The organism is Brevundimonas sp., from assembly GCF_041648615.1.
In the GTDB taxonomy this organism is placed as follows: domain Bacteria; phylum Pseudomonadota; class Alphaproteobacteria; order Caulobacterales; family Caulobacteraceae; genus Brevundimonas.
In genome coordinates this window covers 1-26,749 of the sequence record NZ_JBAZOS010000024.1, presented here as the reverse complement: position 1 = coordinate 26,749, position 26,749 = coordinate 1, and the positions used below count along the sequence as shown (strand labels likewise).

Genomic DNA, 26,749 nt, shown 5'->3' with positions numbered 1-26,749 from the left:
CCTTCCCTCAGTACAGACCGCTCAAATCCTCGGCCGGCTCCTTCTTCGGCGGCGGAGGCGTGGTGGTCGGTGGCGGCGCCGCGGTCGCGGGCGCCGCGTCGGGCCCCTCAGTCTCCCGACGGATCACCTCATTGTAATTCTGCGGACCCGTGGGCATCGGCTCCGTCGGCGCGCGCCGCTCTTCCTCACGGCGCCGTTCGGTGCCCGGGCGGAAGGCTTCCTCGATGCCGTTCACGGTGCGGAAGACGGCGTTGCGGGGCCGCACGAACGGCCGGGCCGGACGCTCGCGCAGGGCCACCCGCATGAAGTCGGTGAACACCGGCACCGGTCCGGTCGCCCCCGTCTCGCCCGAGCCCAGCGGCCGGTTGTCGTCGAAGCCGATGAACACCCCGACCACGATGTCGGACGAGAAGCCGACGAACCAGGCCGAGCGGTATTCGTTGGTCGTGCCGGTCTTGCCGCCGACGTAAGGCCCCAGGCTGCTGGCGCTGGCGGCCGTGCCCCGCCGGACCACACCCTCCAGCATGGAGCTCATCTGATAGGCGGTGATCGGGTCGATGACCTGGGTCCCGCGCTGTTCCAGACGCGGGGACTCCTGCCCCGTGAACGGCCGCCCGCAGTCGCGGCAGCGGCGCGGGTCGGCCCTGAAGATGGTCTCGCCGTCCCGGTCCTGGACCATCTCGATCAGATAGGGATCGACCCGCCGCCCGCCGTTGACGAAGGCCGCGTAGGCGGCGGTCAGCCGGTACGGCGTCGTCTCCCCCGCCCCCAGCGACACCGACAGATTGGGCTGCAGGTCGTCGGCCACGCCCATCTTCTTCGACAGGTCGACGACGTTGCGCATGCCGATGGCCTGGGCCAGCCGCACGGTCATGACGTTGCGCGACAGCTCCAGCCCTCGCCGCAGCGTCTGCGGGCCATAGTATTCACGGCTGTAGTTCTCGGGCGTCCACCGCTCCCCGTTGCGCCCGCCGGCGAAACTGATCGGGGCGTCCAGCACGATCGAGGCCGGCGTATAGTCGCCCTCCAGGGCGGTGGCGTAGACGAACGGCTTGAACGCCGAGCCCGGCTGGCGCTTGGCCTGGGTGGCGCGGTTGAAGCTGGACAGGGCGTAGGAATAGCCCCCGACCATGGCCAGCACCCGACCGGACTGGGGTTCGATGGCGACCATGGCGCCGTTGACCCGCGGCACCTGTTTCAGGGCGTACTGGCCACCTTGCGCCTCGACGAAGATCAGGTCGCCGCGCTTCAGCGGCCGGTTGGCGTTGGCCCAGGCCGCGTCGCCGGTGATCAGATAGCCGGAACGGTCGCCGCGGGCGGTGCGGATGCGCACGCTGTTGCCGGCGGCGTTCTCGACCGCCGCGGCCTCCCATGCCCGACGCTCGGGCGGCCGCTGGCCGCGTACGGCCGTCTCGCGCCAGCCCTCGGCGAAGTCGGTCGTGCCCCACGGGCCGCGCCAGCCGTGCCGGCGGTCATAGTTCTCCAGCCCCTTCATCAGGGCGTCGCGCGCCGCCGACTGCAGCTCGGGATCCAGCGTCGTGCGCATATAGTAGCCGCCGCGGTTGACCTCTTCCTTGCCGAAGCGGGCGACGGCCTGACGGCGCGCCTCCTCGACGAAGAAGTCGGCGTCGGCGTACTGGGCCCGACGCGGCGCGTCCTGGGTCGTCAGCGGCCGTTCGCGTGCGGCGACCAGCTCGGCGTCGCTCAGCCAGCCGCTCTGGTTCATCTCGCCCAGAACCCAGTCGCGCCGGCCCTTGGCCGCGCCGGGGTGGCGTTTGGGATGATAGTTGTTCGGCCCCTTGGGCAGGGCCGCCAGGAAGGCCGCCTCGTCCGGCGTCAGCTGGCTCAGCGACTTGCCGAAATAGTTGTAGGCCGCCGCCGCCACGCCATACGAGCGATAGCCCAGGAATATCTCGTTCAGATACAGCTCGAGGATCTGCTGCTTCGTCAGCGTCGCCTCCAGCCGGTTGGCCAGGATGGCTTCCTTGACCTTGCGGTTGATGCTGCTCTCGTTGGTCAGCAGCACGTTCTTGGCCACCTGCTGGGTGATGGTCGAACCGCCCTCCAGCCGCCGCCCGGTGGCCGCGTTGAACACATTCTTGAACATGGCCCGGCCCAGGCCGCCCACGTCGATGCCGCCGTGGTTGAAGAAATTGCGGTCCTCGGCCGCCAGGAACGCCTGCACCACCGGCAGCGGAACCTGCTCATACGGCACATAGATGCGCCGCTCGTCCGAGAACTCGCCGATCAGGGTGCCGTCTCCGGCGTAGACCCGCGTCGCCGTCGCCGGGCGATAGTCGGCCAGGTCCGAGGCGTCCGGCAGGTCATGGAACAGCCAGGCCGCATAGACGGCCACGATCAGCCCCGCCAGGGCGATCCCGCCCAGCAGCGCGACACCCGCCATTACGAACCAGCGTTCGGCAATCTTCACCGCAGTCTCCGAATGGCGGGCCCCTGCCACGGGTTTAGCTTGCGTCGTCCGCGTCCGCCATAGCCCCCGTGCGACGGTCCAGCTCCTGTCGCGCCGCGGCCACGACATCGGCGTCCATATCCCCCTGCCCGGCCATCCAGCGCAGATAATCCTCGGGCGGTTCGGACCATGGCTTGCCGCGATGCTTGCCGAACGGAATGCGGTTCAGACGGCGCGGCTCGGCCGTCCAGGCGATCATCTGCTCGACCGTCGCCTCCTTCAGCAGGTCGATCAGCAGATGCGCCGTCACCCAGGCGTCCGGCCCGGCCCGGTGCGCCGGATTGGCCAGGGCCGGATCGAGGTTCAGCCCGCGCCAGTACCTCAATACCTGGTTCGAATGCCCCGGCGCCTGCGGCCACACCGCCTTGGCCGAGCGCACGGTGCAGATCCACGGCAGGCCGCCGTGCGCCGTATCGGCGATGAAGCCCCGCTCGAACCCCGCGCTGTGCGCCACCATCACATCGGCGGGCGGGGCCCCGAACATGTCGCGCAGGGCGTATTCGTCGCAGTGCGGATCGGCGTCGCAAAAATGCGCCGGGGTCAGATGGTGCACCGCCATGGCGTGGAAGGAGATCGCACCGCGCGGCCGGAACAGTTTCGACACCGGCGGCGACGCCCGCCACCCGTCCCCGTCGCGCACCACATCGACGACGCCCACCTCAATGATCTCGGCGGTCCGGTCTCCCCCGGTGGTTTCCAGATCGACGACTCTCAGGCGCATGAACCGCAGATAGGGGATGTAGAGCGGGAGCGCGAGCGGGGCGGGGGTGAGGGCCGTTGTCGCCATTTGACCTGGCGGACCCTCGCAAGATGTTCACTCGTGCCGTAGCGCATCAATGGGATCCAGACGGGCCGCGCGTCGCGCGGGGAAGTAGCCGAAGACGACGCCGATACCAGCCGAGATGCTGAAGGCCATGAGATTGGTCATTGGGTCGAAGATGAAGGGGACGTGCAGCACCTGGGCGAGGATCGCAGTGGCGATCAGGGCGAGCGCCAGCCCCAGCAATCCGCCGATGACGGAGAGGGTCACCGCCTCGATCAGGAACTGCATCAGCACATCGCCCTCCAGGGCGCCGATTGCGAGCCGCACGCCGATCTCGCGGGTGCGCTCGGTGACGGACACCAGCATCACGTTCATGATGCCGATCCCCCCGACCAGAAGACTGACGGCGGCGACGGCCGCCAGCAGTCCGGTCATCACCTCGGTCGCGCCCGTGGCCGCCTCCGCGATCTGTCGGGTGTCGAGGATGTTAAAGTCGTCGTCCTCGTCGCGGTCGATGCGGCGGCGGTCGCGGAGCAGATCCGCCAGTTGCGCCTTCACCTGGTCCACCGAGCCCTCGTCGGCGACCGCGATGGCGATGCTGCCGATGTCCTGGGAGCCTGTCAGTCGTCGTTGCACGGTGCGCAGCGGAAGAATGATGACGTCGTCCTGGTCCTGCCCCATGGCGGCCTGGCCCTTGGCCTCGAGCAGTCCGATCACCTCGCAGCTGAACTGCCGCACGCGCAGGCGGGTCCCGACCGGGTCGCCTTCCCCGTAGAGTTCCTTCCGCACGGTCTCGCCCAGGACGCAGACGGCGCGCCCGGCCTCTTCCTCCGCCTCGGTGAAGATGCGCCCGGAGGCCAGATCGAGATTTCGGGCGACGAAATACGGCCGACTGGCCCCGACGGCCGAGGTCGACCAGTTCTCGGCTCCGAAGACCGCGACCGCGCTCGTCGTCTCGAACCCGGAGACCGCGCTCAGACCGGACAATCGACTCACCGCCTCCACGTCGTCGGCGCGGAACGACGGCGCGCGGGTCCCGCCGCCGCCGGGGCCCATCCGCTGGCCGGGGCGGACCATCAGCAGGTTGCTGCCCAAGCCGGCGATCTGGTCGGAAACGGACCGGGTGGCGCCGGCCCCGACATTGACCATGGTGATCACCGCCGCCACCCCGATCACCACGCCGAGGACGGTCAGCATCGAGCGGGCGATGTTCCGGCGGATGGCCGAAAGGGCGAGTCGCAGCGCGCTCCAGAACATCAGGCGGCCTCGGCCCGCGGCGCGTCCGACTGGATCTTGCCATCGACGAACCGGACGACGCGATGCGCATAGGCCGCCATGTCGGGCTCATGGGTGACCATCAGGATGGTGATGCCCCGGTCCTCATTGAGGGACCGCAGCAACACCATGATCTCATTCCCCTTTTCGCTGTCGAGGTTGCCTGTCGGTTCGTCCGCCAGAAGGACGGTGGGATTGGTGACAATCGCGCGGGCGATCGCCACGCGCTGCTGCTGCCCGCCGGAGAGCTGGGCGGGCGTGTGCTTCTCCCACCCGGAGAGGCCCACCAGGGCGAGGGTTTCGCGCGCCAGACGTCGACGCTCTTCGGTCCCCACCCGCCGGTACATCAGCGGAAGCTCGACATTCTCGAGGGCGCTGGTGCGAGGGAGCAGATTGTAGCCCTGGAACACAAATCCCAGCCGCCAACGCCGCAGAAGCGCTCGCTGGCCCCGGGTCAGTTGCTCCACGGCCAGGCCCTGGAAGCGGTAGGAGCCGCTCGTGGGCGTATCGAGGCAGCCCATGATGTTCATGGCCGTGGACTTGCCGGACCCGCTCGGCCCCATGATGGCGAGGAACTCGCCTTTCTGGACGGTCAGGTCGATGCCCCGCAGCGCCTGGAACGCGGCGGCGCCCGAGCCGAACACCCGCGTGACGCCGGTCAGTTCAATGAGCGGAGCTTCGGATCCGGTCACTGTGCGTCTTCGCCGCCGCCCACGATGACCGCCATCCCCGCACTCAGACCGGCGCCGCTCACCTCGGTCATCTGTCCGTTCGAGGCTCCCGCCGTGACCGGGATGCGTACGGGAACCCCGTCCCGCAGCACCCAGATCTGGCTGCCGCTGGATTGGCGCTGGCCGCCGCCGCCTGGCATGCGCGGCGACAGGGCGCCGGCCAGGCCGGTGGACGACGGCGCACCTGTGCTGGGGGGGCTGAATCTCAGCGCCTGCTCGGGAACAAGGAAGACCTTCTCCCGGCGCAGCGTGGTGATCTCCGCCGTCGCGGTCATGCCGGGGCGAAGGCTGAGGTCGGCATTGTCCACCGAGAGCAGGGCCGTGTAGGTCACCACGCCCTCCTTGGTCTGCGAGCCCAGCCCGACGCGCGTCACCCGCGCCTCGAAGGCGCGGCCGGGAAAGGCGTCGACCGTGAAGGTCGCCGACTGGGCCTCGCGGACGGCCGCGACCTCGGCCTCGTCGATGTCGATTTCGAGGTTCATGCGGCTGAGGTCTTCGGCCAGCACGAAGAGCACCGGGGCCTGCAGCGAGGCGGCGACCGTCTGGCCCGGCTCCACCTGCCGGTCCAGGATCACCCCGCCGATCGGCGAGCGGATCGTCGATTTTTCGAGGTTGGTCCGATGGGTCCGCAGCGTCGCCTCGGCCTGACGCACCCCCGCCGTGGCCGAGGCAGCGCTCGCCAGCGCCCGTTCCGCCGCCGCCTCCGCCGCGTCCACGTCCGCTCGTGCGGGATACCCTCCATTGGAGCTTGTCCACAGGCGGCTCAGACGAGTCCGCCTCAGCCCGGTCTCCCGAACCGTCGCCTGGGCCTCGCGCAGTTGCGCCTGCGCGACGGCGACCGCGGCCTCGCCGCCGGCGATCTGGTCCCGCAACTTCGTCGCATCGAGCGTCGCCAGCACCTGTCCCGGGACCACGACATCGTTTTCCTCGACCATCACGCGCTCGACGGCGCCCGAAAGCTCGCTGCCGACCTCGACCTGGTTGAGGGGCGCGACCGTTCCGGTCGCCGACACCGTCGCCACGAGGTCGCCCCGGGTCAGAAGCTGGGTCTGGTACGGCGATGTCGGCGCCGGCGTGGCCAGCCTCCATATCAGAAACGCCGCCGCGACAGCCGCGACCGCGACCGCAACAACGATCACCGCCTTCGGCCTTTTCCGCGTCCCGGCGCCCGGTACGCCGAGCATCTCTTCAAGGGTGCGGTCCTGCACCCACCCTTCCGCCGTACGGCGGCCGGCCGCGGGCGTCGACGGGGGCTCCGGCTGCCGCGCCTGTTCTTTCGTGGCATCGGGCGTCGTGGTCATTGCTCCCGTATGGCCAATGCCCCGGGCGTGCGCCTTGATCCCTGTCAAGAAGCCGCAGACGCCGCGCCGCGCCTGTGCGGACGGGTCTCGCCTCCGTGATGTTCAGAATAGTGGCCGTCTCGCTACGGTCGGAAGGGCCGTCGGGGCCGGGGCCTGAGGTCGCTTTCTGGAGCCTGCGTCTTTACCTGACGAACCAGGGAGCGGGCGCCCTAAGGCTGGCCCGCCGCCCCGGTCGACGCCATCTGCAGGGTGCCCGCAGGCTCGCGGAAATAGCGGTCGATGCCCTCGGCCACGGCGCGCATCAGGCGGCGGCGGGCGCGGTTGTCGTTCAGCAGCCGCTCGTCCTCGGGATTGGTGATGAAGCCCATCTCCAGCAGCACCGCCGGCACGTCGGGGGCCAGCAGCACGGCCAGGCCGGCGTCGCGGTGACTGCGGCGCAGCATCGGATGGTCGGCGCCCTCCAGTTCGCCCAGCAGGGTCCGGGCCAGCTGGGCCGAGCGGTTCTGGGTGGCGCGCTGGGTCATGTCCAGCAGGATGCGGTCCACCGACGGGTCGCGACCGGGCAGGTTCAGGCTGCGGTGCCAGTTGTCGCCGCGCGTGAACTCGCGCACCGCCCGGCCGGCGCCCTGTTCCGACAGGGTATAGACGCTGGCCCCGCGCGTGGCCGGATCGGCCCCCGCGTCGGCGTGCAGCGAGATGAACAGATCGGCGTCGGCCTGACGGGCGATGGAGACGCGGCGATACAGGGCGACATAGGCGTCGCTGTCGCGGGTCAGGCGCACGCGGTAGCGGCCCGTGCGCTCCAGCTCCTGCTTCAGGGCCTGGGCCGCCGCCAGGGTGACGTCGCTCTCGTCCGAGCGGGCGCCGTGGGCCCCGGGGTCGCGGCCGCCGTGGCCGGCGTCGATGAAGATCAGCGGCCGTTCCGCCGTGCGGACCGGCGCGCGCGGCGCGGGCCGGGCGGCGGCGCGCGTCGGGGCCCGGCCGGTGGCCTTGAGGTCGATCACATAGCGGTAGTGGGCGATGCCGTCGCCGGGGGGCAGCAGGAAGCGACGCTCGATCTCGGCGCTGGTGGCCAGGTCCAGCTCGACCCGCGAGGCCACGCCGGCGCCGGCGACCCGCCAGCCGCGGACCAGCCCCGAGCCCGTGCCGTTCAGTCCCCGCTGCGGCGCCACGCCCGCCAGCGACACCACCACCTGGCCCTGCTCGCCGTCCTCGATCACCTGTCCCCGCGAGGTCCGGTCCAGATCGACCACGACCCGCGTGTGCTGGGCGTCGCCGCCGAACCGCACGCGCAGCACCTCGCCCATGGCCCCGGACGCCAGCCCCCGCCCGGCCGCAAACACGGCGACGCAAAAGACGGCGGCGGCGATCGCCGCCATCGCCCACTCGCGAACGCGCCATTGCGTCAGGTTGATACGCGACAGTCCGTGCATTTGACGGCAGACCCACCTTCTTGGTTGGCCCCACCATGACTCAACGTCGTCGCCAACGGGTTAAGGCGGACAACGCTTTTAATTCGCGACCGCCATGCCTATGCTTGTTCCGTCCGCGAATGATCGCGTCCCCTGATCATCAGGCCGGACGCGCCCTCCTCGCGGCGTGACTTTCACTGATCCGAAAGCCGGCCCCGCCGGTTTGAAGACGGGACCGGGACGCCCCTCAGACGGCGCGTCCGGCCCCAGGACCGTACGAACCCCCATGGGCCTTATCGCCTGCGCTCCCTTCCGGTCTGAACTGACCGACACCGCCCACGGCCTCCGCCGCGGCGACGGGAATGCGTCTGCGTCCGCCCCCCATCCCATTCGGCGAGCCGCCTGCCCCCTTCGCGGGGATGGCCGAGCGCGCCAGAGAGAAAATTTCCATGTCAAAGACCATGTTGATCGATGCGGCGCACGCGGAAGAAACCCGCGTCGCCATCGTCGAGGGCCGTCAGGTCGAGGAATTCGACTTTGAATCCCGCGCGAAGCGCCAGCTTCGCGGCAACATCTATCTCGCCAAGGTCGTTCGCGTAGAGCCCAGCCTGCAGGCTGCGTTCGTGGAATACGGCGGCAATCGCCACGGCTTCCTCGCCTTCAGCGAAATCCACCCGGACTATTACCAGATCCCCGTCGCCGACCGCGAAGCCATCATGGCCGAAGCGCATTCGGAAGACGACGATCACGACGAACACGCCCGCGAGAGCGACGACGAATCCGAAGGCGGCATGGCCGAGGAAGAGCGGCTGAAACGCCGCCTCATGCGCCGTTACAAGATCCAGGACGTCATCAAGCGCCGCCAGGTCATGCTGGTCCAGGTCGTCAAGGACGAGCGCGGCGGCAAGGGCGCGGCCCTGACCACCTGGCTGTCGCTGGCCGGCCGTTACTGCGTCCTGATGCCCAACACCGGCAAGGGCGGCGGCATCTCGCGCAAGATCACCCAGGCCACCGACCGCAAGCGCCTGAAGGCCGCCGCGGCCGCCCTGCACGTGCCCCAGGGCATGGGGCTGATCATCCGCACCGCCGGCGCCAAACGCACCAAGGCCGAGATCAAGCGCGACTACGAATATCTGCTGCGCCTGTGGGAAACGATCCGCGAAACCACGCTGAAATCCAACGCCCCCTCGATCATCTATGAGGAAGAAAACCTCGTCCGCCGCGCCGTGCGCGACATGTTCGACAAGGATTTCGACGGCATCCAGGTCGAGGGCGTCGAGGGCTTCAAGGAGGCGCGCGACTTCATGCGCGTGCTGATGCCCTCCCAGTCGAAGAAGGTGCACCTGTACCAGGGCGCCCGGCCGCTGTTCGCGACCAACGGCATCGAGGAGATGCTGACCCAGATCCACCAGCCGGTCGTGCCTCTGCCCTCGGGCGGCTATCTGGTCATCAACCAGACCGAGGCCCTGGTCGCCATCGACGTCAACTCGGGTCGCTCGACCAAGGAACGCAACGTCGAGGCCACCGCCACCAAGACCAATATGGAGGCCGCCGTCGAAGCGGCCCGCCAGCTTCGCCTGCGCGACCTCGCCGGCCTTATCGTCATCGACTTCATCGACATGGATGAGTCGAAGAACAACCGCACCGTCGAGAAGGTGCTGAAGGACGCGCTGGCCAAGGACCGGGCCCGCATCCAGATGGGCCGCATCTCGGGCTTCGGCCTGATGGAGATCAGCCGCCAGCGCCGCCGCCTCGGCGTCATCGAGGGCGCGACCGAGGTCTGCCCGCACTGCCAGGGCGCCGGACGCGTCCGCTCGGCCGAAAGCGCCGCGCTGATGACCCTGCGCGCCGTCGACATCGAGGCCGGCAAGAACGGCGCGGGCTCGGTGAACCTGCGCCTCTGCACCGCCGTCGCCCTCTACATCCTGAACCACAAGCGCGACTATCTGCAGCGCCTGCTGGCCCAGCGCGGCCTGAACGTCGTCATTCTGATCGACGACACCCTCGGCCAGGGCGACCATTCGCTGGAGCGCACCGAAACCAACGAGGACTTCGTCCCCGAAGAGCGGCCCGAAGCCTTCATCGACCTCGACGACGACTTCGACGACAGCGCCTTCGACGATGAGGACGAGGACGAGGACGAAATCATCGCCGACGACGACGCCTTCGACCGCGAGGACACCGACGACGACGAACCGCGCGAGCGCGCCGAACGCGTTGAAGGTGAAAGCGGCCGCGGCCGCGGACGTCGCCGCCGCGGCGGACGCCGTGACGCGACCGAAACCTCCACGGACGAGGCTGCGCCTGCAGCCCCCGCCCTCGCCGCCGGCGAGGATGACGACGACAGCGAAAACGGCCGTCGCCGTCGGCGTGGACGCCGCGGCGGACGCCGGGTGCGCGAGGAAGGCGGCGAGCGCGACGGCTTCAACTGGGTGCGCGGCCGTACGCCGTCGCTGGAAGATCCCTACGTCTGGTTCGACCCCATCAATCCGGAACGCACCGAGCCGCGCGCGGAAGCGGACGTCACCTCTGCCAGCGACGTCGACGAGGTTGTCGGCGAACGCCCCGAGGGTGAACTCGGCGGTGAACGCGGGCCGCGCTCGCGCCGTCGTCGTGGACGGGGCCGCGGCCGCGATCGCGGCGCCGAGGACGGCCTGACCCACGAGACCAAGGTGGAGACCCGCGCCACCAACGAAGGCATGCCGCCGGACGGTTCCGCCGACACGCCCATGGCCGTAATCGTCGACGACGCCGTCGAGTCGGCCCCGGTCGCTGTCGCGGAAGAGCCCAAGCGTCGCCGTGTGCGCCGCAAGGTCTCGGCCAGCGCGACCGCCGAATCGGAAGTCGAGGCTGTCACCGCTCCCATCGAGTCGAACGAGGCGGAGCCCGAAACGGCCCCGGCCGTGCTGGACGTCACCCCCGCCGAAGCGGCGGAGACCCCTTCCCTGCCCGAGCCGAAGCCAGCCCGCGTGGTCGAGGCCGTCGCTCCCCCTCAGCCCGAAGTCGACGTCGCCGCCCTGATCGCGGATGATCCGAACCAGATCGTCGCCCCGCCCGAAAAGCCGAAGCGCGGATGGTGGCGCCGCTGAAACGCCGTGATTAGGTTGTGACCATCGGCCGGGCGGGGGCGTAGACTTGGGTATGAGGAGTTCGCATTGAACTGGCTGTCCCGAAACGCCGCCGCCCGGCTGTCCGGCGCTGTCGCGGCCGTCGGCCTGCTGCTGGCCGCGGCCTCGCCCGCCTCGGCCCAGAGCGCCATTCGCGACACCGAGATCGAGGGCATCATTCATGAGTGGTCGGACCCCGTGTTCACCGCCATGGGTCTTGAACCGTCCGAGATCGAAATCCTGCTGATCAACGAGAACGACCTCAACGCCTTCGCGACGCGCGGGCGCATCCTGGGCGTCAACACCGGCCTGATCCTGAAGACCCGCAGCGCCAACGAACTTCTCGGCGTGATCGCCCACGAGGCCGGGCACATCAAGAACCGCCACACCCTGCGCGACGGGGCCCAGGGCGCGGGCATGCAGCCGATGCTGATGACCATGGCGCTCGGCGCGCTGGCGATCGCGGCGGGCGCGCCCGACGCCGGCGCGGTTCTGCTGGGCAACAGCCAGTATTTCGGCACCCTCAGCGCGCTGCGCTACATGACCCATCAGGAGGGCGAGGCCGACAATACCGGCGCGCGGGCGCTGCAGAACGCGGGCGAATCGGGCCGCGGTCTGGTCACCTTCTTCGAGAATTTCCGCTCGCAGGAAGTCTTCTCGGATCAGCGGCGCTATCCCTATTTCCGCAGCCACCCCCTGTCGTCGGCGCGCATCGAAAATCTGCGCCGCTTCGTCGCCGAGCAGTCGAACTACGACCACCAGGACAGTCCCGAACGGATCGCCCAGCACGCGCTGATCCTCGCCAAGATCCACGCCTTCATGGATGAGCCGAACCAGACCCTGCGGGACTATCCCGAAAGCGACACCTCCCTGCCCGCGCGCTACGCCCGCGCCATCGCCCTGTATCGCGACGGCCAGACGGAGACGGCGCTGGCGGCGGTCGAGGTGTTCCTGACCGAACAGCCCGAGAACCCGTATTTCTGGGAACTGAAGGGCCAGATCCTGTTCGAGGAGGGCCGGCCCGCCGAAGCCATCGGCGCGCACCAACGGTCGGTGGAGCTGAAGCCCGACGCGCCCCTGCTGCGCATCAACCTGGCCCACGCCCTGCTGGAGACCCGCGACGCCGCCAAACTGGAAGAGGCGGTGAACCAGCTGAAACGCGCCACGGCGCTGGAGCAGGACAACACCATGGGCTGGCGGCTGTTGAGCCAAGCCTACGCCAGCCAGAACAAGGAGGGCGAAGCGCGCCTGGCCTCGGCTGAAATGTATTTCGCCATGGGGGCCGAACGGCAGGCCACCCAGTTCGCCCTGCGCGCCCGCGACATGCTGACGCCCGGCACCGCCGAATGGACCCGCGCCATGGACATCGTCTTCGCCTCGGGCGCGACCCAGGACGACATCGACGACGTCGACCGCCGCAACAGTCGGCGCGACCGCGGCGGCGTGATACCGGCCGCCGGCTGACCTGTTCTTCGATCGAGACTCATGATGACCGACGCGCCTGACCCCATGCCCGCGCCAGACCGCGGCTTCTTCGACCGCCCCCGGGCGGCGATGGCGGCCATGGCCGTATCACTGGTCGCTCTGGGACTGGCGGCCGCTCCCTATCTGACGGCGGGCGACTTCGACGGGCGGGTTCGGGCCTATTTGCTGAAGAACCCGGAAATCCTGCAGGAGGTCAGCGCTGCATTGCAGGCCAGGGAGGACGACGCGCGGACCGACGCCATCAATCAGCGCGCCGCCGCCAGCCCGGCCCTGCTGGCCGTCAGCCCGCTCGACCCCGCCTTTGGCCCGGCCGACGCGAAGGTCACCGTGATTGAATTCTTCGACTTCCGTTGTCCCGGCTGCAAGGCGACCGCGCCGGACGTGCTGCGCCTGATGCAGGCCCACCCCGATGTGCGTTTCGTGTTCAAGGACTGGCCCATCCTCGACCGTGGAAACGATGACGTCTCGCACTACGCCGCCCGCGCCGCCCAGGCCGCGCATCGGGACGGCAAATATCTGGTCGTGTTCCGCGCCCTGATGGCCGAACCCGCGCTGACCAAGGCGGCGACGGACCGGATTCTGGCCGCCAACGGGATCGCGGCTCCCGCGGCGCAGGCGGCGATGTCGAGCCCGGAAACCGCGCGCCATCTGGCGGATGTACAGACCTCCGCCTCGGGCCTGGGCCTGCTCGGCACTCCCACCTTCTTCATCAACGGCCGCGCCAGCGCGAGCATCCAGCCCGCCGACATCGACCGCGCCATCCGCACGGCGAAGGCGGGCTGAGCCCGCCCCGCTGCGGCTCTAGCTGATCGCCCCGACGCAGCCTTCGTCGCCGCCGATCGGCAGGGCGGCGTCGGTCAGGGACAGGGTCCAGCCGTGGTGGGTGGCCAGACCGCGCCGACGGATGCCGCCGCCGTCGCCGGCGTCGCCGCCGGCGTCGACCAGGACGCGCCGGCCGGTCGGCAGCGCCGCCGGATCGATCCGCCCGACCGCGAGGGCGGTCGGCGTCGCGCCGCCGAAGCCGTCGAACACGCTCAGCATCGACCAGTCGCGGCGCAGGCCGATCCACCAGGCGCTGTCGGCGTTGACCGCCAGCACGGCGACGCCGTGGCCTTCCGCGGCCCAGGCCAGGGCGGTCTCGGGATCGCGGACGGCGCGCATATCGGCGGCGGCGCCGAAGCGCAGACGCGCGCCGTCGAAGGCGCGGGTCGGCTCGATCGGCGACCAGACCTGGACCTTGATCCGGCCCTGACGGGCCAGACCCCAGCCGACGATCTGACGCCACAGGGATTCGACGGCCTCGCGGTTGTCGGGATCGGCCCTGGCCAGCATGCGCGCCAGCACGGCCTGTTCGCGGTCGGGGCGCAGTTTCACATGAGGGCCCGCGGGGGCGTCCTTGGCCTGGCCGACGCGGGCGGCGATAGCGAGGCGGCGTTCGAACAGGGCCAGCAGTTCGTCGTCGAGGTCATCGATCTCGTGACGCAGGGCCGCCAGGGCCATGTGCTCGGGCGAGATGTCGGTCACGGCGGGGATGGCGCTGGGCCAGACTTGCTGGAGGGCGGGCTTGGTACTGGAATGGGGCACGGACAGGGACTTTCGATTTCGATCACGGCGATGAGGGAGTTTGCGAGCCGCCGCCCCGTTGCGGGGCGGTCGCCGGCGAGGCCGTCAGGACGAAGTCCCGGACGCCTCAGCCGGCGTATCGAAAGCCGTAGAGATACAGGTCCGCAGCCGCGAAAACGCGGGCGAATGCAGTCGCAGCGGTGGCTTGCGAACGGACCATGCCGCTCAAAGGCCGCACGGATCGTGCCGCGTCAAGCCGGATTGGCGCTGAGGAGGACAAAACGCGTCCGATTGTCCTCGGAATCCTGGATATCGTTGCGCAGGATCGACAGTTCATAGACCTCGGCGGCGCGCGCGGGGGCGACGGCGGCGCGGGTGAGGTCGCCGGCCTCGGCGACGGCGCGGGCGGCGCCGGCGGTGTCGAAGGCCTCGACCGGCGTCAGGCCCAGCGCCGCCAGCGACTCCGGGCATTGGCGCAGGGCGATGGGGTGGCTCTCGGCCGTCTTCACACTGCGCAGGGTGGCGCCCGGAGGCGCCATCAGGGCCAGGCGGATGGGCCGCCAGACTTCGGAGACGACGGTCAGTCCCGCGCCCTCGACCAGCGACGCGGCGGGCTCGACCCGGCCCACGGTGCTGTTCTCGACCGGGATCAGGGCGCAGCCGACCTCCCCGGCCTTCAGGGCCGCGATGGCCCCTTCGAAGGAGTCATAGGCGACGGCCTCGTCCCACGGTCGCAGATCGAGGCAGGCTTCATGGCTGAAGGCCCCGGGCGCGCCCTGATAGGCGCAGCGGCCGCCGGTTTCGTCGCCCGCCGGTTTGCCCACACCCTCCATGCTCACGCCGCCTGCGACCGGCTGACACGGCCGGATTTGAGCCGCTCGGCGACGAGGAAGGCCAGCTCCAGCGCCTGGTCGGCGTTCAGGCGCGGGTCGCAGTGGGTGTGATAGCGGCTGGACAGGTCGTCCTCGGTCAGGGCCTGGGCTCCGCCCAGGCATTCGGTGACGTTCTGGCCGGTCATCTCGAGATGCACCCCGCCCGGGTGGACGCCCTCGGCCTCGGCCACGTCGATGAAGCCCCGGACCTCGGCCAGGATGCGTTCGAAGGGCCGGGTCTTGTAGCCGTTGCCGGCCTTCAGGGTGTTGCCGTGCATGGGGTCGATCGACCAGACGACGCGCCGCCCCTCGGCCTTCACCGCCTTCATCAGACGGGGCAGCCGGTCGCCGACCTTGTCCGCGCCGAAGCGGCCGATCAGGGTCAGGCGGCCCGGGGTGTTGTCCGGGTTAAGGGCGTCGATCAGCGGCAGCAGGTCGTCCGGCTCCATCGTCGGTCCGCATTTCACGCCGATCGGGTTTTTGATGCCCCGGGCGAATTCGATGTGGGCGCCGTCCAGCTGGCGCGTGCGTTCGCCGATCCAGACCATATGGGCCGAGGTGTCGAACCACTCGCCGGTGGCTCCGTCGAGACGCGTCAGGGCGCTTTCCAGGTTCAGCAGCAGGGCCTCGTGGCTGGTGAAGACCTCGACCCGGCTGAGGTCGGGGTGGCTTTCGGGCGTGACGCCGACGGCCTCCATGAAGGCCAGGGCCTCGGTGATCTTGTCGGCCAGCTCGCGGTATCTGGCCCCGTAGGCGCTGTCGGCGGCGAAGCCCATGGTCCAGCGGTGGATGTTGTACAGGTCGGCGTAGCCGCCGCCGGCGAAGGCGCGCAGCAGATTCAGGGTCGAGGCCGACTGGTTGTAGGCGCGCAGCAGGCGCTGCGGGTCCGGCACGCGCTCTTCCGGCGTGAAGGCCATGCCGTTGATGATGTCGCCGCGATAGCTGGGCAGGGTCTCGTCGCCGATGGTCTCCAGCGAGGACGAGCGCGGCTTGGCGAACTGGCCGGCGATGCGGCCGACCTTCACCACCGGCTTGCCGCCGGCGAAGGTCAGGACCACCGCCATCTGCAGGATCAGGCGGAAGGTGTCGCGGATGTTGTCGGTCGAGAACTCCTTGAAGCTCTCGGCGCAATCGCCGCCCTGGAGCAGGAAGGCGTTTCCGGCCTCGACCTGGGCCAGTTTGGCGGTCAGGTGACGGGCCTCGCCGGCGAAGACCAGCGGCGGCAGGGCGCGCAGTTCGTCCTCGACCCGGCCGAGGGCGGCCATGTCCGGATAGTCCGTCGGCATCTGCACGACGGGCTTCTGTCTCCAGCTATCGGGGGTCCAGCGCATACTCATTCCCAAAGGATAGGCGTTCAAACCCTCTGCGACAACGAAAGCCGTGTCGCAGAGGGGTCGGGCGACCCGGCGGTAGACTCCCGATCCGGAAAAATACAGTGGATTGAGTCTACTCAGTCCACTTGCGGGGACCGGACCAAAGCGCCAGGCCGCGCCGGACCCACGGGGCCAGTATGGCGCAGGGGTGCGTCAAAACCGGACGTATCCTATCCCGCTGAGGTGTTGGGCGACTGCTTCTCCTTCAGTGTCACCAGTTCCTCGGCCATGGTCGGGTGGACCGCGCAGGTGGCGTCCCACTGGGCCTTGGTCAGGCCGGCCTTCACGGCGATGGCGGCCAGCTGGATCATCTCGGGCGCCTCGGGCCCGACGATGTGGACGCCGACCACCTTCTGGCTCTCGGCGTCGACGACCAGCTTCATCAGCATCCGTTCGTCCGAACCGGTGAAGGCGTATTTCATCGGCCGGAAGCGGGTGACATAGACGTCGACGGCGCCCGGGCAGGAATGCCGCGCCTCGCTCTCGCTCAGACCGACGATGCCGACGGGCGGCTGGCTGAACACGGCGGTAGCGACGGCCTCGTAGTCGAAATGCTGCGGATTGTCGCGGTAGACGGTCTCGTGGAAGGCCACGGCCTCGCGAATGGCGACGGGCGTCAGGTTCATCCGGTCGGTGACGTCGCCGATGGCCCAGATGTTGTCGGCGGTGGTTTTCGACAGCGCGTCCACCCGGATCGCGCCCTGGTCGTTCAGCTCGACGCCCGCCGTTTCGAGGCCGAGGCCCTTGACGTGCGGCTCGCGGCCGGTGGCGAACATGACCACGTCCGTCTCGATCTCCATGCCGTTTCCCAGCTTGTTGACCAGTCCCGTCGCCGTCTTCTCGATGGCCGTGTGCTGGCAGCCAAGGATGACCTTGATCCCCCGCTTCTCGATCTCGCCGGCCAGATGGGCCCGCACGTCGTCATCGAAGCCGCGCAGGATGTTGGGGCCGCGATAGATCAGGGTGGTTTCGACGCCGAGGCCGGCGAAGATGCCGGCGAACTCCACGGCGATATAGCCGCCGCCGGCGATCAGGATGCGCTTCGGCAGCTCCGGCAGATGGAAGGCCTCTTCGGAGCTGATGGCGTGCTCGATGCCCGGCACCTCGGCCGGCATCCAGGGACGGCCGCCGGTGGCGACGAGGATCTTCTCCGCCGTGATGGTCTGGTCCTTGCCCACGATCTCGACGGTATGGGCGTCTTTCAGAACCGCCCGGCCATGAACCAGATCGACGCCCGCCTTGCCCAGGTTGGCGGCGTAGATGCCCGACAGCCGGGCGATCTCGACGTCCTTGGCCTGGATGAATTTCGGCCAGTCGAACGCGGCCTCGACGGTCCAGCCATAGCCCTTGGCGGTCTCGAACTGGTGGGCGAAGTCCGAGGCCATGACCATGAATTTCTTCGGCACGCAGCCGCGGATGACGCAGGTGCCGCCGACCCGGAACTCCTCGGCGATGGCGACGCGCTTGCCGCCCAGCGCCGTCAGCCGCGCGGCGCGCACGCCCCCCGAGCCGGCGCCGATGACGAAGAGGTCGTAGTCGTAGGACTCAGGCATGTTCTGCTTTCGGAACCGGGAGGGCTACGGAGTTAGGACGTCCACGCCGGAATCCAAGCCAATCATCGCCTCATCGGCCAGATCGAGGAACAGCCCGTGTTCGACCACGCCGGTGATCAGCTTGAGGTCGTCGGCCAGCCGCACCGGGTCGTGGATGGCGCCGCATTTCGCGTCATAGATGAGGTTGCCGCCGTCCGTGCGAACCAGTCCCCGCTCGGCGGTGCGCACCCGCGCCGGCATGGCGATCTCATGGTCGGCCAGCACGTCGGCGATGCGGTTGGCGGTGGTCTTGTGGCCGAAGGCGACGACCTCGATCGGCAGGGCGAAGGCGCCCAGGGTCTTCACCACCTTGGCGCTGTCGGCGATGACGATGCAGCGCGTCGAGGCCTCCCACACCAGCTTCTCGCGCAGCAGGGCCGCGCCGCCGCCCTTGATCAGGGCGAGGCCCGGGCCGATCTCGTCGGCGCCGTCGACGGTCAGGTCGATGCGCGGCGTGTCCTCCAGCGTCGACAGGGTCAGCCCCAGCTCGCGGGCCAGCTCGGCGGTCGCCTCCGACGTCGGCACGCAGCGCAGCCCGTCCAGCCCGCGCGCCGCCAGCGCCTTGACGAACCAGGCGGCGGTCGAACCGGTGCCGAGGCCGACGACCATGCCCGCTTCGACGCGCTCGGCGGCGGCTTCGCCCGCCCGGCGTTTCTGATCATCCGCGCTCATTTCGCTTTCAACGCCTTCTTCGCCCGCATCTTTTCCATGAACCGGGCGGCCCAACCGGCCTTCGCCTGCTGCTCCCCACGCGCGAGGGCGAGATCGCCCGGCGCGACGTCGCGGGTGATGACCGAACCGGACCCCACCATGGCCCCCGCGCCGATGGTCACCGGGGCGACCAGCGAACTGTTGGAGCCGACGAAGGCCCCCTCGCCCACCGTCGTGCGGTGTTTGAAGAAGCCGTCGTAATTGCAGAAGATCACGCCGGCGCCGATGTTGGCCCTGGCCCCCACCTCGCCGTCGCCGAGGTAGGCGAGGTGGTTGGCCTTGGCGCCCTTGCCCAAGCGGACGTTCTTCACCTCGACGAAATTGCCGACCCTGGCGCCCTCGCCCAGATCGGCGCCGGGGCGCAGGCGGGCGTAGGGGCCGACCTCGGCGCCCGAGGCGACGGTCGCGCCTTCAATATGGCTGAAGCTGCGGATGCGCGCGCCCGAGGCGACTTTCGCGCCGGGGCCGAAGACGACATAGGGCTCGATCGTCGCGCCGCCGCCGACCTCGGTGTCGAACGAGAAATGCACCGTCTCGGGCGCCGGCATGGTCACGCCGGCGGTGAGGAAGGTCTCGCGCCGCACCTTCTGGAACAGGGCCTCGGCCATGGCCAGTTCGCCCTGGGCGTTGACGCCCATGACGGCGTCCTCGCCGGCGAAGACGGCCCGGGTCGGAACGCCCCGCCCGCGCGCCAGTTCGACCACGTCGGTCAGATAGTATTCGCCCTTGGCGTTGTCGTTACGGACCTCGCGCAGCAGATCGAACAGCAGGCCGACCGGCGCGGCCATGACGCCGGAGTTGCAGGCGGTCAGGGCCAGGACCTCGGGCGTGGCCTCCCTGGCCTCGGTGATGGCCAGCAGCCGGTCGCCGTCCATGACCAGACGGCCGTAGGCGCCGGGGTCGCGGGCCTCGAAGCCGATCACGGTGACGCCTTCATGGGCGGCGAAGACCGGCTCGATGTCGGCGGCGGTCAGCAGGGGCACGTCGCCATAGGTGATCACCACCTGGCCGACGAAGTCGCCCAGCACGGCCTCGGCGGCGCGCACGGCGTGGCCGGTGCCCAGCGGCGGGTCCTGGACGGCGATGGCGTCCTCGCCCAGCCGTTTGACGACATGGTCGCGCACCTCGGGCGAATGGGCCCCGACGACCACCACGATCCGCTCGCAACCCAGGGCCTCGGCGGCGTCGATGGCGTGGTCCAGCATGGCGCGGCCGCCGACCGGGTGCAGCACCTTCGGCAGGGCGGACTTCATCCGCGTGCCCTGGCCGGCGGCGAGGATGATGGCGGCCCTCCCTTGCGCAGGATGGGGATGCGTCTGGCTGGTCATGAATCGGTCCGGCGGTTAGTCGTCGCCAGCGGTCTAGCCCATCACGGCGGCCGGCGGGAGATGCCGATGACGACGCGCGACCTCGAAGGCTGGACCATCGCCTTCGACCTCGACGGCACGCTGGTGGAGACGGCGCCCGATCTGGTCGGGACGCTGAACCGCCTGCTGGCGCAACACGACCTGCCGCCCGTGCCGCTGGAATCGGCCCGCAATCTGATCGGCCACGGCGCGGTCGCCCTGCTCAGGCGGGGGTTCGAGGCGGCCGGGGCCCGCTGGGACGAGGCCGCCTCCCCGGCCCTGCTCGAGGCCTTCCTCGCCGACTATCTCGACCACATCGCCGATCACAGCACCGCCTATCCCGGATCGATGGAGGCGCTGGACCGGCTGTCGGACCGCGGGGCCATCCTGTGCGTCGCCACCAACAAGCCCACCGATCTGGCCGTGGCGCTGTTCGACGCCATCGGCCTGTCCGACCGGTTCGCCGCCGTCTGCGGGCCGCAGTCGGTCTCGGCGAAGAAGCCGGACGCCGCGCATATTCGCGAGACGGTGCTTCTGGCCGGCGGTCACGCCGGACGGGCGATCATGGTCGGCGACAGCATCACCGATCTGGACGCCGCCCGGGCGACGGGCGTTCCCTGCATCCTGACGACGTTCGGCTACACCGACACGCCGGCCAGCGAGCTGGGCGCGGACGCCGTGATCGCGCATTTCGACGACCTGCCGGCGGTGATCGGCCGGCTGATCCTGATCTGACATCTTGCGCCGTCCGGACCAGCGGGCTATGTCGCCGCCTCCCCGTTTCGACGGGGCGCGACTGATGGATGCGTAGCTCAGCGGGAGAGCACCTCGTTCACACCGAGGGGGTCACAGGTTCAATCCCTGTCGCATCCACCATTTTTACTGAACAAAAACATACCTCTGGCGGAGAGCCACCCTCCGCATACGGATGATTTTTTGGCCAAAATCGAGTTAGTGGGGCAGTAGTGGGGCAGTCGCCGCGCAAAACTACCGCCCGAAACGAGACAAAGCGCCCTGAAAAGCATTGATTGGAACCGAGACCGGGGCTGATTCGACCCCGCTCGGCCGCGGCCTTTTGCAGGGCGTTTCATCCAAATCCGTCTCCCGGCCTCAATCCACCGCGACCCGTTATCGAAAGAGCTCCCATGGCGTTGATCCCGGACCATCCCAACGACGCCGGAACCTGGACCCGCCTGGAGGGTCGGGAGGGGTTCGCGCTTTGGCGTCGCGAGCGTCTGACGTTGGCGCCGGTCACGATGTACTATGTCGTCGCGCCGCCCCGGCAGAGCGAGATTCTCTACGACGAAGCCAAGGCCCGCCTTCGCTTCAACGAACTCGCTGGCGTTTCCGGCCGAGAGACAGCCCTTTAAGGAAGGCTTCGCAGACGCGCGATCCGCCGGCGGTTCCGGCGGCCCGCTCCAGATCCTCAGCCCTGGGCGGCGGCAAATGGATTGGCGAAGACCCGGCGCGCGATGAAGATGCCCGTGATAGCCACGCCTGGAAATCTGCGCGACAGGATCGTGTGGGCCGCCCGAAAATGGGTGCCGGCCGTCAGGACGTCGTCCAGAATTCCGATCTGGCCGAAGGGCGCGACGGCAAGGGACTCGTCAATCTCGTAGGCTCCCAGGAGATCCTCGACCGTGTTTCGAACGCTGCCCGCTTCATGAGAAGCGGTCATGGACCGGGTTTGGCGGATGAGCCGGCGAACATCAGCGGCGGGCTGGATCGCCGCTGCCATGTCGAACATACGGTCGTCGTAAGCCGGGTCGCCCACCATTTTCGAGGGCGGGACGGGGACGATGACGGACTGCCGGATCCAGTCGTGGTTCAGCGCCTTTCCGAGCGCGCCGGCGCACTTCCCGATCGCTTCCCGCTTGTAGCCAAGCTCGGCCGCTGATGCCGTGGGCTTCTTCTTGAGATTGGAAATCAGGGAGTTCGCCTTGCTGTACGAATAGCCCTGCCCCGACGTGAACTCGAGGAGGTACAGGCAGGCGTCCGCCGGCGTCAGGTGGTAGTGATCGCCGCGGTTGCTGTCATCGATCTGCCTGAAGCGGATCGTCATGCAAGGGCGTTCCAGATGTCATCCATCGAGCGAACGCGAATGGCGCCCAGGTCGGCGAACCTCCGGGGCCACGTCAGCTTCAGCGACGGGTCGAAACAGCTGTCGAGGATGAAGAGCTTGCGGCCCTGGTGCAGGGCGGCCCGTGCCTGAGTGAGGGTCCCGGACGTGTCGCTGGCCTCCACGATAACGGTGCCCTCGGTGAGGGCGCTCATCGTCACATTTCGCTCGGGGAAGAACAGGCGATTCTGCTGGGGCCCCTGTTTGCCGTAGCGCAACAGCGGCACCTGCGAGATCAGCAGATGATCCGTGGCGATCTGGTCCTGAAGGTCCCTGTTGGCTTTCGGATAGTACTGTCCAAGCGGTGTTCCGATGACGGCGATAGTGCGGCCACCGCATCCCAGGGCGGCGGTGTGCGCCGCGCGGTCGATACCCTCTGCCAGCCCGGACACGACGGTGAAGCCACGCTCAACCAGGCCTTTGGCGATCTGGGCTGCACGTTGGGTGCCCTGCTCTGTGGCTTTCCGCGCCCCTACGACCGCGATGGAGCGGGTCTCGGTGAGCTCCCATGCCCCCTGGTAGTAGAGGACTTCGATCGGGTGGCGCGCGTCGCGAAGCCGTTCGGGATAGTCGCCGGCATGGTTGATCCGGACGCCGAACCGATGGACGCCCGACTTCTTGAGCCGGGCGAACACCTCGTCCGCAGCCGCCTCGGCGGCGGAGCGGGACACGAAATCGGACGGAAGAGCCGACGGGTCCCGAGCGAAACGGTCTGCGAGCGTCTTGAAGGTCGCGCCCTGCTCCAGCCACAACGATTCGTACGCGCCCAGCTCGAGGCGCGGCGAAATCGGCGCCAGGGCCGCTCCATCTGCACGTAATGCCAGGTTCATTCTGAAGTCCGTTTGACAGAGATTGAATCAACTGTCCCGAAGGATCAACGCCTGAGGTCGGTGAGCGTCACATTATGCTGCGCCGGATCAGGGCGGGCACGTCTTAGGAACGCCCTCCAGGACCGAGGCGAGCGCTTTTCGGGCAGCGGACGTTGCGAAAGGTCAGTTTTAGACGTCCGGCGGCGCCAGCGGCGATCTCCGCTCAGGGCGGTCGTAAGCGGACATTGGCCCGGCGGGCCGGTTCGTAGGGCCTGCCGGCGTCCGCTAAATGGCGAGCTCCCAAGCGCGAGGCAGAACCCTGGTCGACACGGTTCACGGATCAGATCGGCATCGGCGCGCCCTGGTCGCGCCTGAGCGCCTGCCAATAGTCTGCAGGCGCCGGCGTGCCGTCATGCGTCTCGATGACCAGGGCCGGGTTCGGCATCGTCAGCCGGGCGTGACGCGGACTCTCGCAGAAGGCATAGGCGCGCGCCCACGTCGTGATGGCGGCCTCCGTCGTCTCCTCCGAGCAGGCGGCGCTCACGCGCTGGCAGAATTCGAGCGACCGCACCAGGATGGAGGGGTCGTTCCGCCGCGACAGGGCGCGCAAGGCGTCGAGGTAGTCTTCCCTGAACACCGTCGGGATCACGATGCGGGACAGGCCGCCGGCCATGAGCTCCTTCGTCATCATGATGCGGCTCAGGCGCCCGTTCCCGTCATTGAAAGGATGGACGTCCGACAGCAGGAAATGGACGAACACGGCGCGCGAGAACGGGTCCTTCAGGGTCTCGAGTATCGATACGCCCTCCCGCAGGGTTCCCTCGACGCGGTCCGGGGTGACGAAGGTCGTATCCCCGGCCTTGTTGGTTCGCGTCTTGAACTGACCCGGCCGGACCGACGGCCGGGCGTCCATCAGGATCCGGTGCCGCTCCTGGATCTCGGCGAGAAAGGCGTCCGCCCCGCGGGGCACGGCCGCGCGCGGCCCCAGATCGACGAGCTGGAGATAGGCGCCCAGGACGTCGTGCCCGTCTTCCGGCCGGGCATCGGGCATCTTGCCTTCGAAGACGATCTCGACGGCCTCGCTGACGGCGAACTCCGTGCCTTCGATGAAGTTGGAGAAATAAGCCTCCATGAACGCGCCGCTCGTCTTGCGGCCGGGCGTCGCGTCCCGATCGGCGATCGACAGGGGGGCGCGGGCCTGAAGATGATCCGCCAGGGTCACGAGGCGACCGACGCAGGCGGGGTCCAGAGGCGCGCCGGCGGCGCGGGCCCGTCCCTGGACCGTGCTGAGCTTGTCCTGGCGGGTCCGCAGCAGCGCGCCGATCAGACCGTTCAGGACCTCGAATTCCTTTTCCCGCTGGAGGACGGGCGCCAGAACCCGGGCCTGGTCCCGGATATGGTTCAGGCCCTCTTCGCCGTGGGTCGAGCACAGACTTTCAAGAGCGGCTTCGACCCCCGCCTTGCCGAGGGTGCGGGCGGGTCCGTTCCGGGCGCGCGACGGGCTGAGGTTGTCGAGCAGCTTTCGGACCGGTCCGGCCAGCCAGGAGCCCAGATAGGGGATGTCGCCGTCGACGGGTCCAACACCCTGACGGATGTGGATCTCAAGACCCGGGAGGGTGATCACATCGCGGGTCCGCGGCGCGCTGACGAAGACGTGGCCGACCCCGGTCGGCGCGCCGCTGGAGCGGTCCCTCCACGGCTGGCTTTCCATGCCCGTCCGGTCGGTGGCGACGCCGTCGGGAACGAGCCTGCCGAGGATGGTCGACCATTTTCGACGCACGACGGCGTCGACCGGCTCGGCGCCGGGCTCGACATAGACGCCGGTCGCGATGCGAACGAGCTTGCCGCCTTCATGATCGCGGCGGATCTTCCTGTCGGTCGCTTCGCTGCCCGAGGGCGTGAAGAGGATGTCAGCCATGACCGTCTCCCAAGACCGCGCGAAATACAGGAAATGTCCGCCACAGTCCCGTAAATCGCAACAATGTCCGCTAGCGTCACTTAACGTGATTTCACTTAAGACGCCACCCAAAGGCAAAATGTCCGTAAAAGTCCCTTATCGCGCTAAAATGTCCGTCAGGTTCTCTTTGTGCGACTGCGATGGGCAAGATCCGCGGGGGCGGCCTCTAAACCCGTCGCCAGGCCCTTCGCCCTAGAATCCGAAATCGATCTGGTCGGCGGAGGCCTGCCGTTTCCGTCGGGGCGGGGCCGCCGGCGTCACAGGGCTTGCAGCCTCCGGCACGACGTTCGCCGGGGCGGCAGCGGCCTTGTCGGGCTGACGACGGGACGATCGCGCGGTCTGGATGAGCTTGGGCTCCCGGGGCCGGGCCAGCGGCCTCGGACAGGGCAGGCCGCGGGTCTTGCGTGTCGCCTTCCAGGCGGTCAATTCGCTTTCCCACCAGCCGACCCGATTGGGGGAGATGCGCACGGGTTCGGGAAAATCCCCGACCTGTTGCAGACGCCACGCGGTGGACCGGCTGAGGCCCGTGACGTCGCGGACCCGATCCCAGGGCAGCAAGCGGTCTTCCGGCCCGCCCGTCTCGACCGGCCCGCCTTCAGGTTCGAACGTCAAGACGCGCCTCCGAACATCCGGTCGGCCGCCGCCTCGAACATCTCGCAAAGCACGCGGGCGTCGGTCGCGGCGTCCACGCAGTCGCGCGCCGCCCATCGCCGGGCCACATCCTTGATCGCGAAGCTGGCGGCCGGGTCCGCCAGCAGACCGGCGACCGTCGGCGGCGGCGGCGTTCTGATCCCATGGTCAGCCACGGCGGCGCCCTCTCGCCGCCGGCGGCGCGGTGGTGCGGACGTCCGTGATCTGCGATCGCGCCCATTCCCGCAGCAGGCCGCGCGGATAATGGGGCCTGGACCGCACGTGACGGCAGGGCGGACCGCCTCCGCCGGTCGACCACAGCCGCGCGAGGGTGGATGGCTTCAGCCGGATGCCGAACTGGGCCAGGAAGGCCGACGCCTCCGCCCGCGTCAGCAGGTCCTCGTCCCCGCACGGCGAGACCCCGGGCCCGGACTCCGTCTCCGTTTCCCCGATCATCGCCCCGCTCCGCGCGGGCGACACTGGGTCGAACTGGTGATCCCCTGCCCCGCCGTCAGCGCCAGGTAACAGTCCACGACCGTCGCTACATAGGCCTGGGTCTCGGCTATATCCGGCACTCGCCCCAGCCGCGCGACGCGGGCCGGACCCGCATTGTAGGCCGCCAGCGCGAGCCGCAGATCACCGAACCGCCGGATCTGACGCGCCAGATAGTCCGCGCCGCCGCGCAGGTTCTCGACGGGATCGAATCGGTCGCGGACGCCGAGCTCCAGGGCGGTGCCCGGCATCAGCTGGGTCAGTCCTCCCGCGCCGACCGGCGACAGGGCGTCGGGCCTGTAGGCGCTCTCGGTCACCACCAGGGCGTGGAGCAGTTTGGGATCCAGGCCGTGCCTCGCCGCGGCCGCGGCGACGGCCTCCTGGAAAGGCTGGCTGAGGGGCGCGATCCACGCCGCTTCAAGGCTGTCCGGGACATCCTCGGCGACCGCCTCGGCGGGCCGGCCGAACAGATCGCCGCCGGCGTCGCGCCAGTTCACGGCCTGGGCCGACGCCGGCCCCGCGACCGCCGCCGCCATCGCGGCCAGGCAGGCCAGTTTCACCATGTCAGAACCTCCCGGTAGACGCCGTCCACCCCCGACCGCGCGACCGGCCCGAAATAGCGGCTGTCGAAACTCCCGGCGGTGTCGCCCAGCAGGAAGAGCTCGCCGTCGGCCAGCCGCCGGCATCCCGCCCAGGCGGCCAGGGGCGCGCCCCGGCGATCGCGCGCCAGGGCGCGCACCC

General features: G+C 69.2%; 24 protein-coding genes, 1 tRNA gene and 1 pseudogene. 6 read left to right on the top strand and 20 right to left on the bottom strand.

Annotated features, from left to right (window positions below):
• Window positions 1–7: 7 nt before the first annotated feature.
• The 6 genes from WC555_RS10240 to WC555_RS10215 form a co-directional block, all read right to left on the bottom strand.
• A complete protein-coding gene (locus WC555_RS10240; protein ID WP_373253357.1) occupies window positions 8–2,404 on the bottom strand; it encodes a penicillin-binding protein 1A in 2,397 nt (798 codons plus the stop codon).
• 61 nt (window positions 2,405–2,465) lie between these two features.
• Window positions 2,466–3,257 carry an exonuclease domain-containing protein gene (locus tag WC555_RS10235; RefSeq protein WP_373253326.1) on the bottom strand — a complete coding sequence of 264 codons (792 nt, stop codon included), beginning with the start codon at window positions 3,255–3,257 and terminating at the stop codon, window positions 2,466–2,468.
• A 27-nt stretch (window positions 3,258–3,284) separates the two neighbouring features.
• The gene (locus WC555_RS10230; protein WP_373253324.1) at window positions 3,285–4,490 is read right to left on the bottom strand and encodes an ABC transporter permease; all 1,206 of its coding nucleotides are present in this window, start codon (window positions 4,488–4,490) and stop codon (window positions 3,285–3,287) included.
• A complete protein-coding gene (locus WC555_RS10225; protein ID WP_373253323.1) occupies window positions 4,490–5,200 on the bottom strand; it encodes an ABC transporter ATP-binding protein in 711 nt (236 codons plus the stop codon). The genes WC555_RS10230 and WC555_RS10225 overlap by 1 nt, the downstream gene beginning before the upstream one ends.
• On the bottom strand, window positions 5,197–6,447 hold the full coding sequence (locus WC555_RS10220) for an efflux RND transporter periplasmic adaptor subunit (RefSeq protein ID WP_373253321.1): 1,251 nt from the start codon (window positions 6,445–6,447) through the stop codon (window positions 5,197–5,199). Before WC555_RS10220 ends, WC555_RS10225 begins: the two co-directional genes overlap by 4 nt.
• Window positions 6,448–6,749: 302 nt before the next feature.
• The gene (locus WC555_RS10215) at window positions 6,750–7,919 is read right to left on the bottom strand and encodes an N-acetylmuramoyl-L-alanine amidase (RefSeq protein ID WP_373253319.1); all 1,170 of its coding nucleotides are present in this window, start codon (window positions 7,917–7,919) and stop codon (window positions 6,750–6,752) included.
• A gap of 482 nt (window positions 7,920–8,401) precedes the next feature.
• On the opposite strand from WC555_RS10215, the gene WC555_RS10210 reads away from it, so the two are divergent.
• The 3 genes from WC555_RS10210 to WC555_RS10200 all read left to right on the top strand — a co-directional run bounded on the left by WC555_RS10210 (window position 8,402) and on the right by WC555_RS10200 (window position 13,327).
• Window positions 8,402–11,041, top strand: a complete 2,640-nt coding sequence (locus tag WC555_RS10210) for an Rne/Rng family ribonuclease (protein ID WP_373253317.1) — start codon at window positions 8,402–8,404, stop codon at window positions 11,039–11,041.
• A gap of 75 nt (window positions 11,042–11,116) precedes the next feature.
• Window positions 11,117–12,523, top strand: a complete 1,407-nt coding sequence (locus WC555_RS10205; RefSeq protein ID WP_373253355.1) for a M48 family metalloprotease — start codon at window positions 11,117–11,119, stop codon at window positions 12,521–12,523.
• A gap of 24 nt (window positions 12,524–12,547) precedes the next feature.
• Window positions 12,548–13,327 (top strand): thioredoxin domain-containing protein, encoded by a 780-nt coding sequence (locus tag WC555_RS10200; protein WP_373253315.1) that lies wholly within the window; start codon window positions 12,548–12,550, stop codon window positions 13,325–13,327.
• 18 nt (window positions 13,328–13,345) lie between these two features.
• Here WC555_RS10200 and WC555_RS10195 read toward each other — a convergent pair whose 3' ends face one another.
• The 6 genes from WC555_RS10195 to glmU all read right to left on the bottom strand — a co-directional run bounded on the left by WC555_RS10195 (window position 13,346) and on the right by glmU (window position 19,983).
• On the bottom strand, window positions 13,346–14,128 hold the full coding sequence (locus WC555_RS10195) for a chorismate mutase (protein WP_373253313.1): 783 nt from the start codon (window positions 14,126–14,128) through the stop codon (window positions 13,346–13,348).
• A gap of 230 nt (window positions 14,129–14,358) precedes the next feature.
• Window positions 14,359–14,940: a prephenate dehydratase domain-containing protein gene (locus WC555_RS10190; protein ID WP_373253311.1), complete on the bottom strand. Its 582-nt coding sequence runs from the start codon at window positions 14,938–14,940 to the stop codon at window positions 14,359–14,361.
• Window positions 14,941–14,942: 2 nt separating this feature from the next.
• Complete coding sequence (locus tag WC555_RS10185) at window positions 14,943–16,316, bottom strand: class II 3-deoxy-7-phosphoheptulonate synthase (protein ID WP_373253310.1); 1,374 nt, start codon at window positions 16,314–16,316, stop codon at window positions 14,943–14,945.
• Window positions 16,317–16,522: 206 nt separating this feature from the next.
• Window positions 16,523–17,905 (bottom strand): glutathione-disulfide reductase, encoded by a 1,383-nt coding sequence (gene gor, locus WC555_RS10180; RefSeq protein ID WP_373253308.1) that lies wholly within the window; start codon window positions 17,903–17,905, stop codon window positions 16,523–16,525.
• Window positions 17,906–17,929: 24 nt separating this feature from the next.
• Window positions 17,930–18,616 carry a ribose-5-phosphate isomerase RpiA gene (gene rpiA, locus WC555_RS10175; protein WP_373253306.1) on the bottom strand — a complete coding sequence of 229 codons (687 nt, stop codon included), beginning with the start codon at window positions 18,614–18,616 and terminating at the stop codon, window positions 17,930–17,932.
• Window positions 18,613–19,983, bottom strand: coding sequence for a bifunctional UDP-N-acetylglucosamine diphosphorylase/glucosamine-1-phosphate N-acetyltransferase GlmU (gene glmU, locus WC555_RS10170; protein WP_373253304.1), 1,371 nt, complete (start codon window positions 19,981–19,983; stop codon window positions 18,613–18,615). The genes rpiA and glmU overlap by 4 nt, the downstream gene beginning before the upstream one ends.
• A 60-nt stretch (window positions 19,984–20,043) precedes the next feature.
• Between glmU and WC555_RS10165 the strand changes: the two are divergent.
• The 3 genes and pseudogenes from WC555_RS10165 to WC555_RS10155 all read left to right on the top strand — a co-directional run bounded on the left by WC555_RS10165 (window position 20,044) and on the right by WC555_RS10155 (window position 21,371).
• Window positions 20,044–20,801, top strand: a pseudogene (locus WC555_RS10165) (HAD hydrolase-like protein).
• 1 nt (window position 20,802) lies between these two features.
• Window positions 20,803–20,877, top strand: a tRNA-Val gene (locus WC555_RS10160).
• Between the two features lie 269 nt (window positions 20,878–21,146).
• The gene (locus WC555_RS10155) at window positions 21,147–21,371 is read left to right on the top strand and encodes a hypothetical protein (protein WP_292026897.1); all 225 of its coding nucleotides are present in this window, start codon (window positions 21,147–21,149) and stop codon (window positions 21,369–21,371) included.
• Window positions 21,372–21,427: 56 nt separating this feature from the next.
• On the opposite strand, the gene WC555_RS10150 is transcribed toward WC555_RS10155, so the two are convergent.
• The 8 genes from WC555_RS10150 to WC555_RS10115 form a co-directional block, all read right to left on the bottom strand.
• Complete coding sequence (locus tag WC555_RS10150; protein WP_292061961.1) at window positions 21,428–22,063, bottom strand: hypothetical protein; 636 nt, start codon at window positions 22,061–22,063, stop codon at window positions 21,428–21,430.
• Window positions 22,060–22,950 carry a DNA-processing protein DprA gene (locus WC555_RS10145; RefSeq protein ID WP_291838722.1) on the bottom strand — a complete coding sequence of 297 codons (891 nt, stop codon included), beginning with the start codon at window positions 22,948–22,950 and terminating at the stop codon, window positions 22,060–22,062. The genes WC555_RS10150 and WC555_RS10145 overlap by 4 nt, the downstream gene beginning before the upstream one ends.
• 319 nt (window positions 22,951–23,269) lie before the next feature.
• Window positions 23,270–24,847: a Fic family protein gene (locus tag WC555_RS10140; RefSeq protein WP_373253303.1), complete on the bottom strand. Its 1,578-nt coding sequence runs from the start codon at window positions 24,845–24,847 to the stop codon at window positions 23,270–23,272.
• A 231-nt stretch (window positions 24,848–25,078) separates the two neighbouring features.
• Entirely contained in the window at window positions 25,079–25,498 is a 420-nt protein-coding gene (locus WC555_RS10135; protein WP_292061956.1) for an AlpA family transcriptional regulator, read from the bottom strand.
• A complete protein-coding gene (locus tag WC555_RS10130) occupies window positions 25,495–25,692 on the bottom strand; it encodes a hypothetical protein (protein ID WP_292069270.1) in 198 nt (65 codons plus the stop codon). Before WC555_RS10130 ends, WC555_RS10135 begins: the two co-directional genes overlap by 4 nt.
• Window positions 25,685–25,972: a hypothetical protein gene (locus tag WC555_RS10125; protein ID WP_373253301.1), complete on the bottom strand. Its 288-nt coding sequence runs from the start codon at window positions 25,970–25,972 to the stop codon at window positions 25,685–25,687. The genes WC555_RS10130 and WC555_RS10125 overlap by 8 nt, the downstream gene beginning before the upstream one ends.
• Window positions 25,969–26,571, bottom strand: coding sequence for a lytic transglycosylase domain-containing protein (locus tag WC555_RS10120; protein WP_373253300.1), 603 nt, complete (start codon window positions 26,569–26,571; stop codon window positions 25,969–25,971). The genes WC555_RS10125 and WC555_RS10120 overlap by 4 nt, the downstream gene beginning before the upstream one ends.
• Window positions 26,565–26,749 (bottom strand): S26 family signal peptidase (locus WC555_RS10115; RefSeq protein ID WP_373253299.1); only part of this gene is annotated, 185 nt, incomplete at its 5' end. The genes WC555_RS10115 and WC555_RS10120, both read right to left, overlap by 7 nt.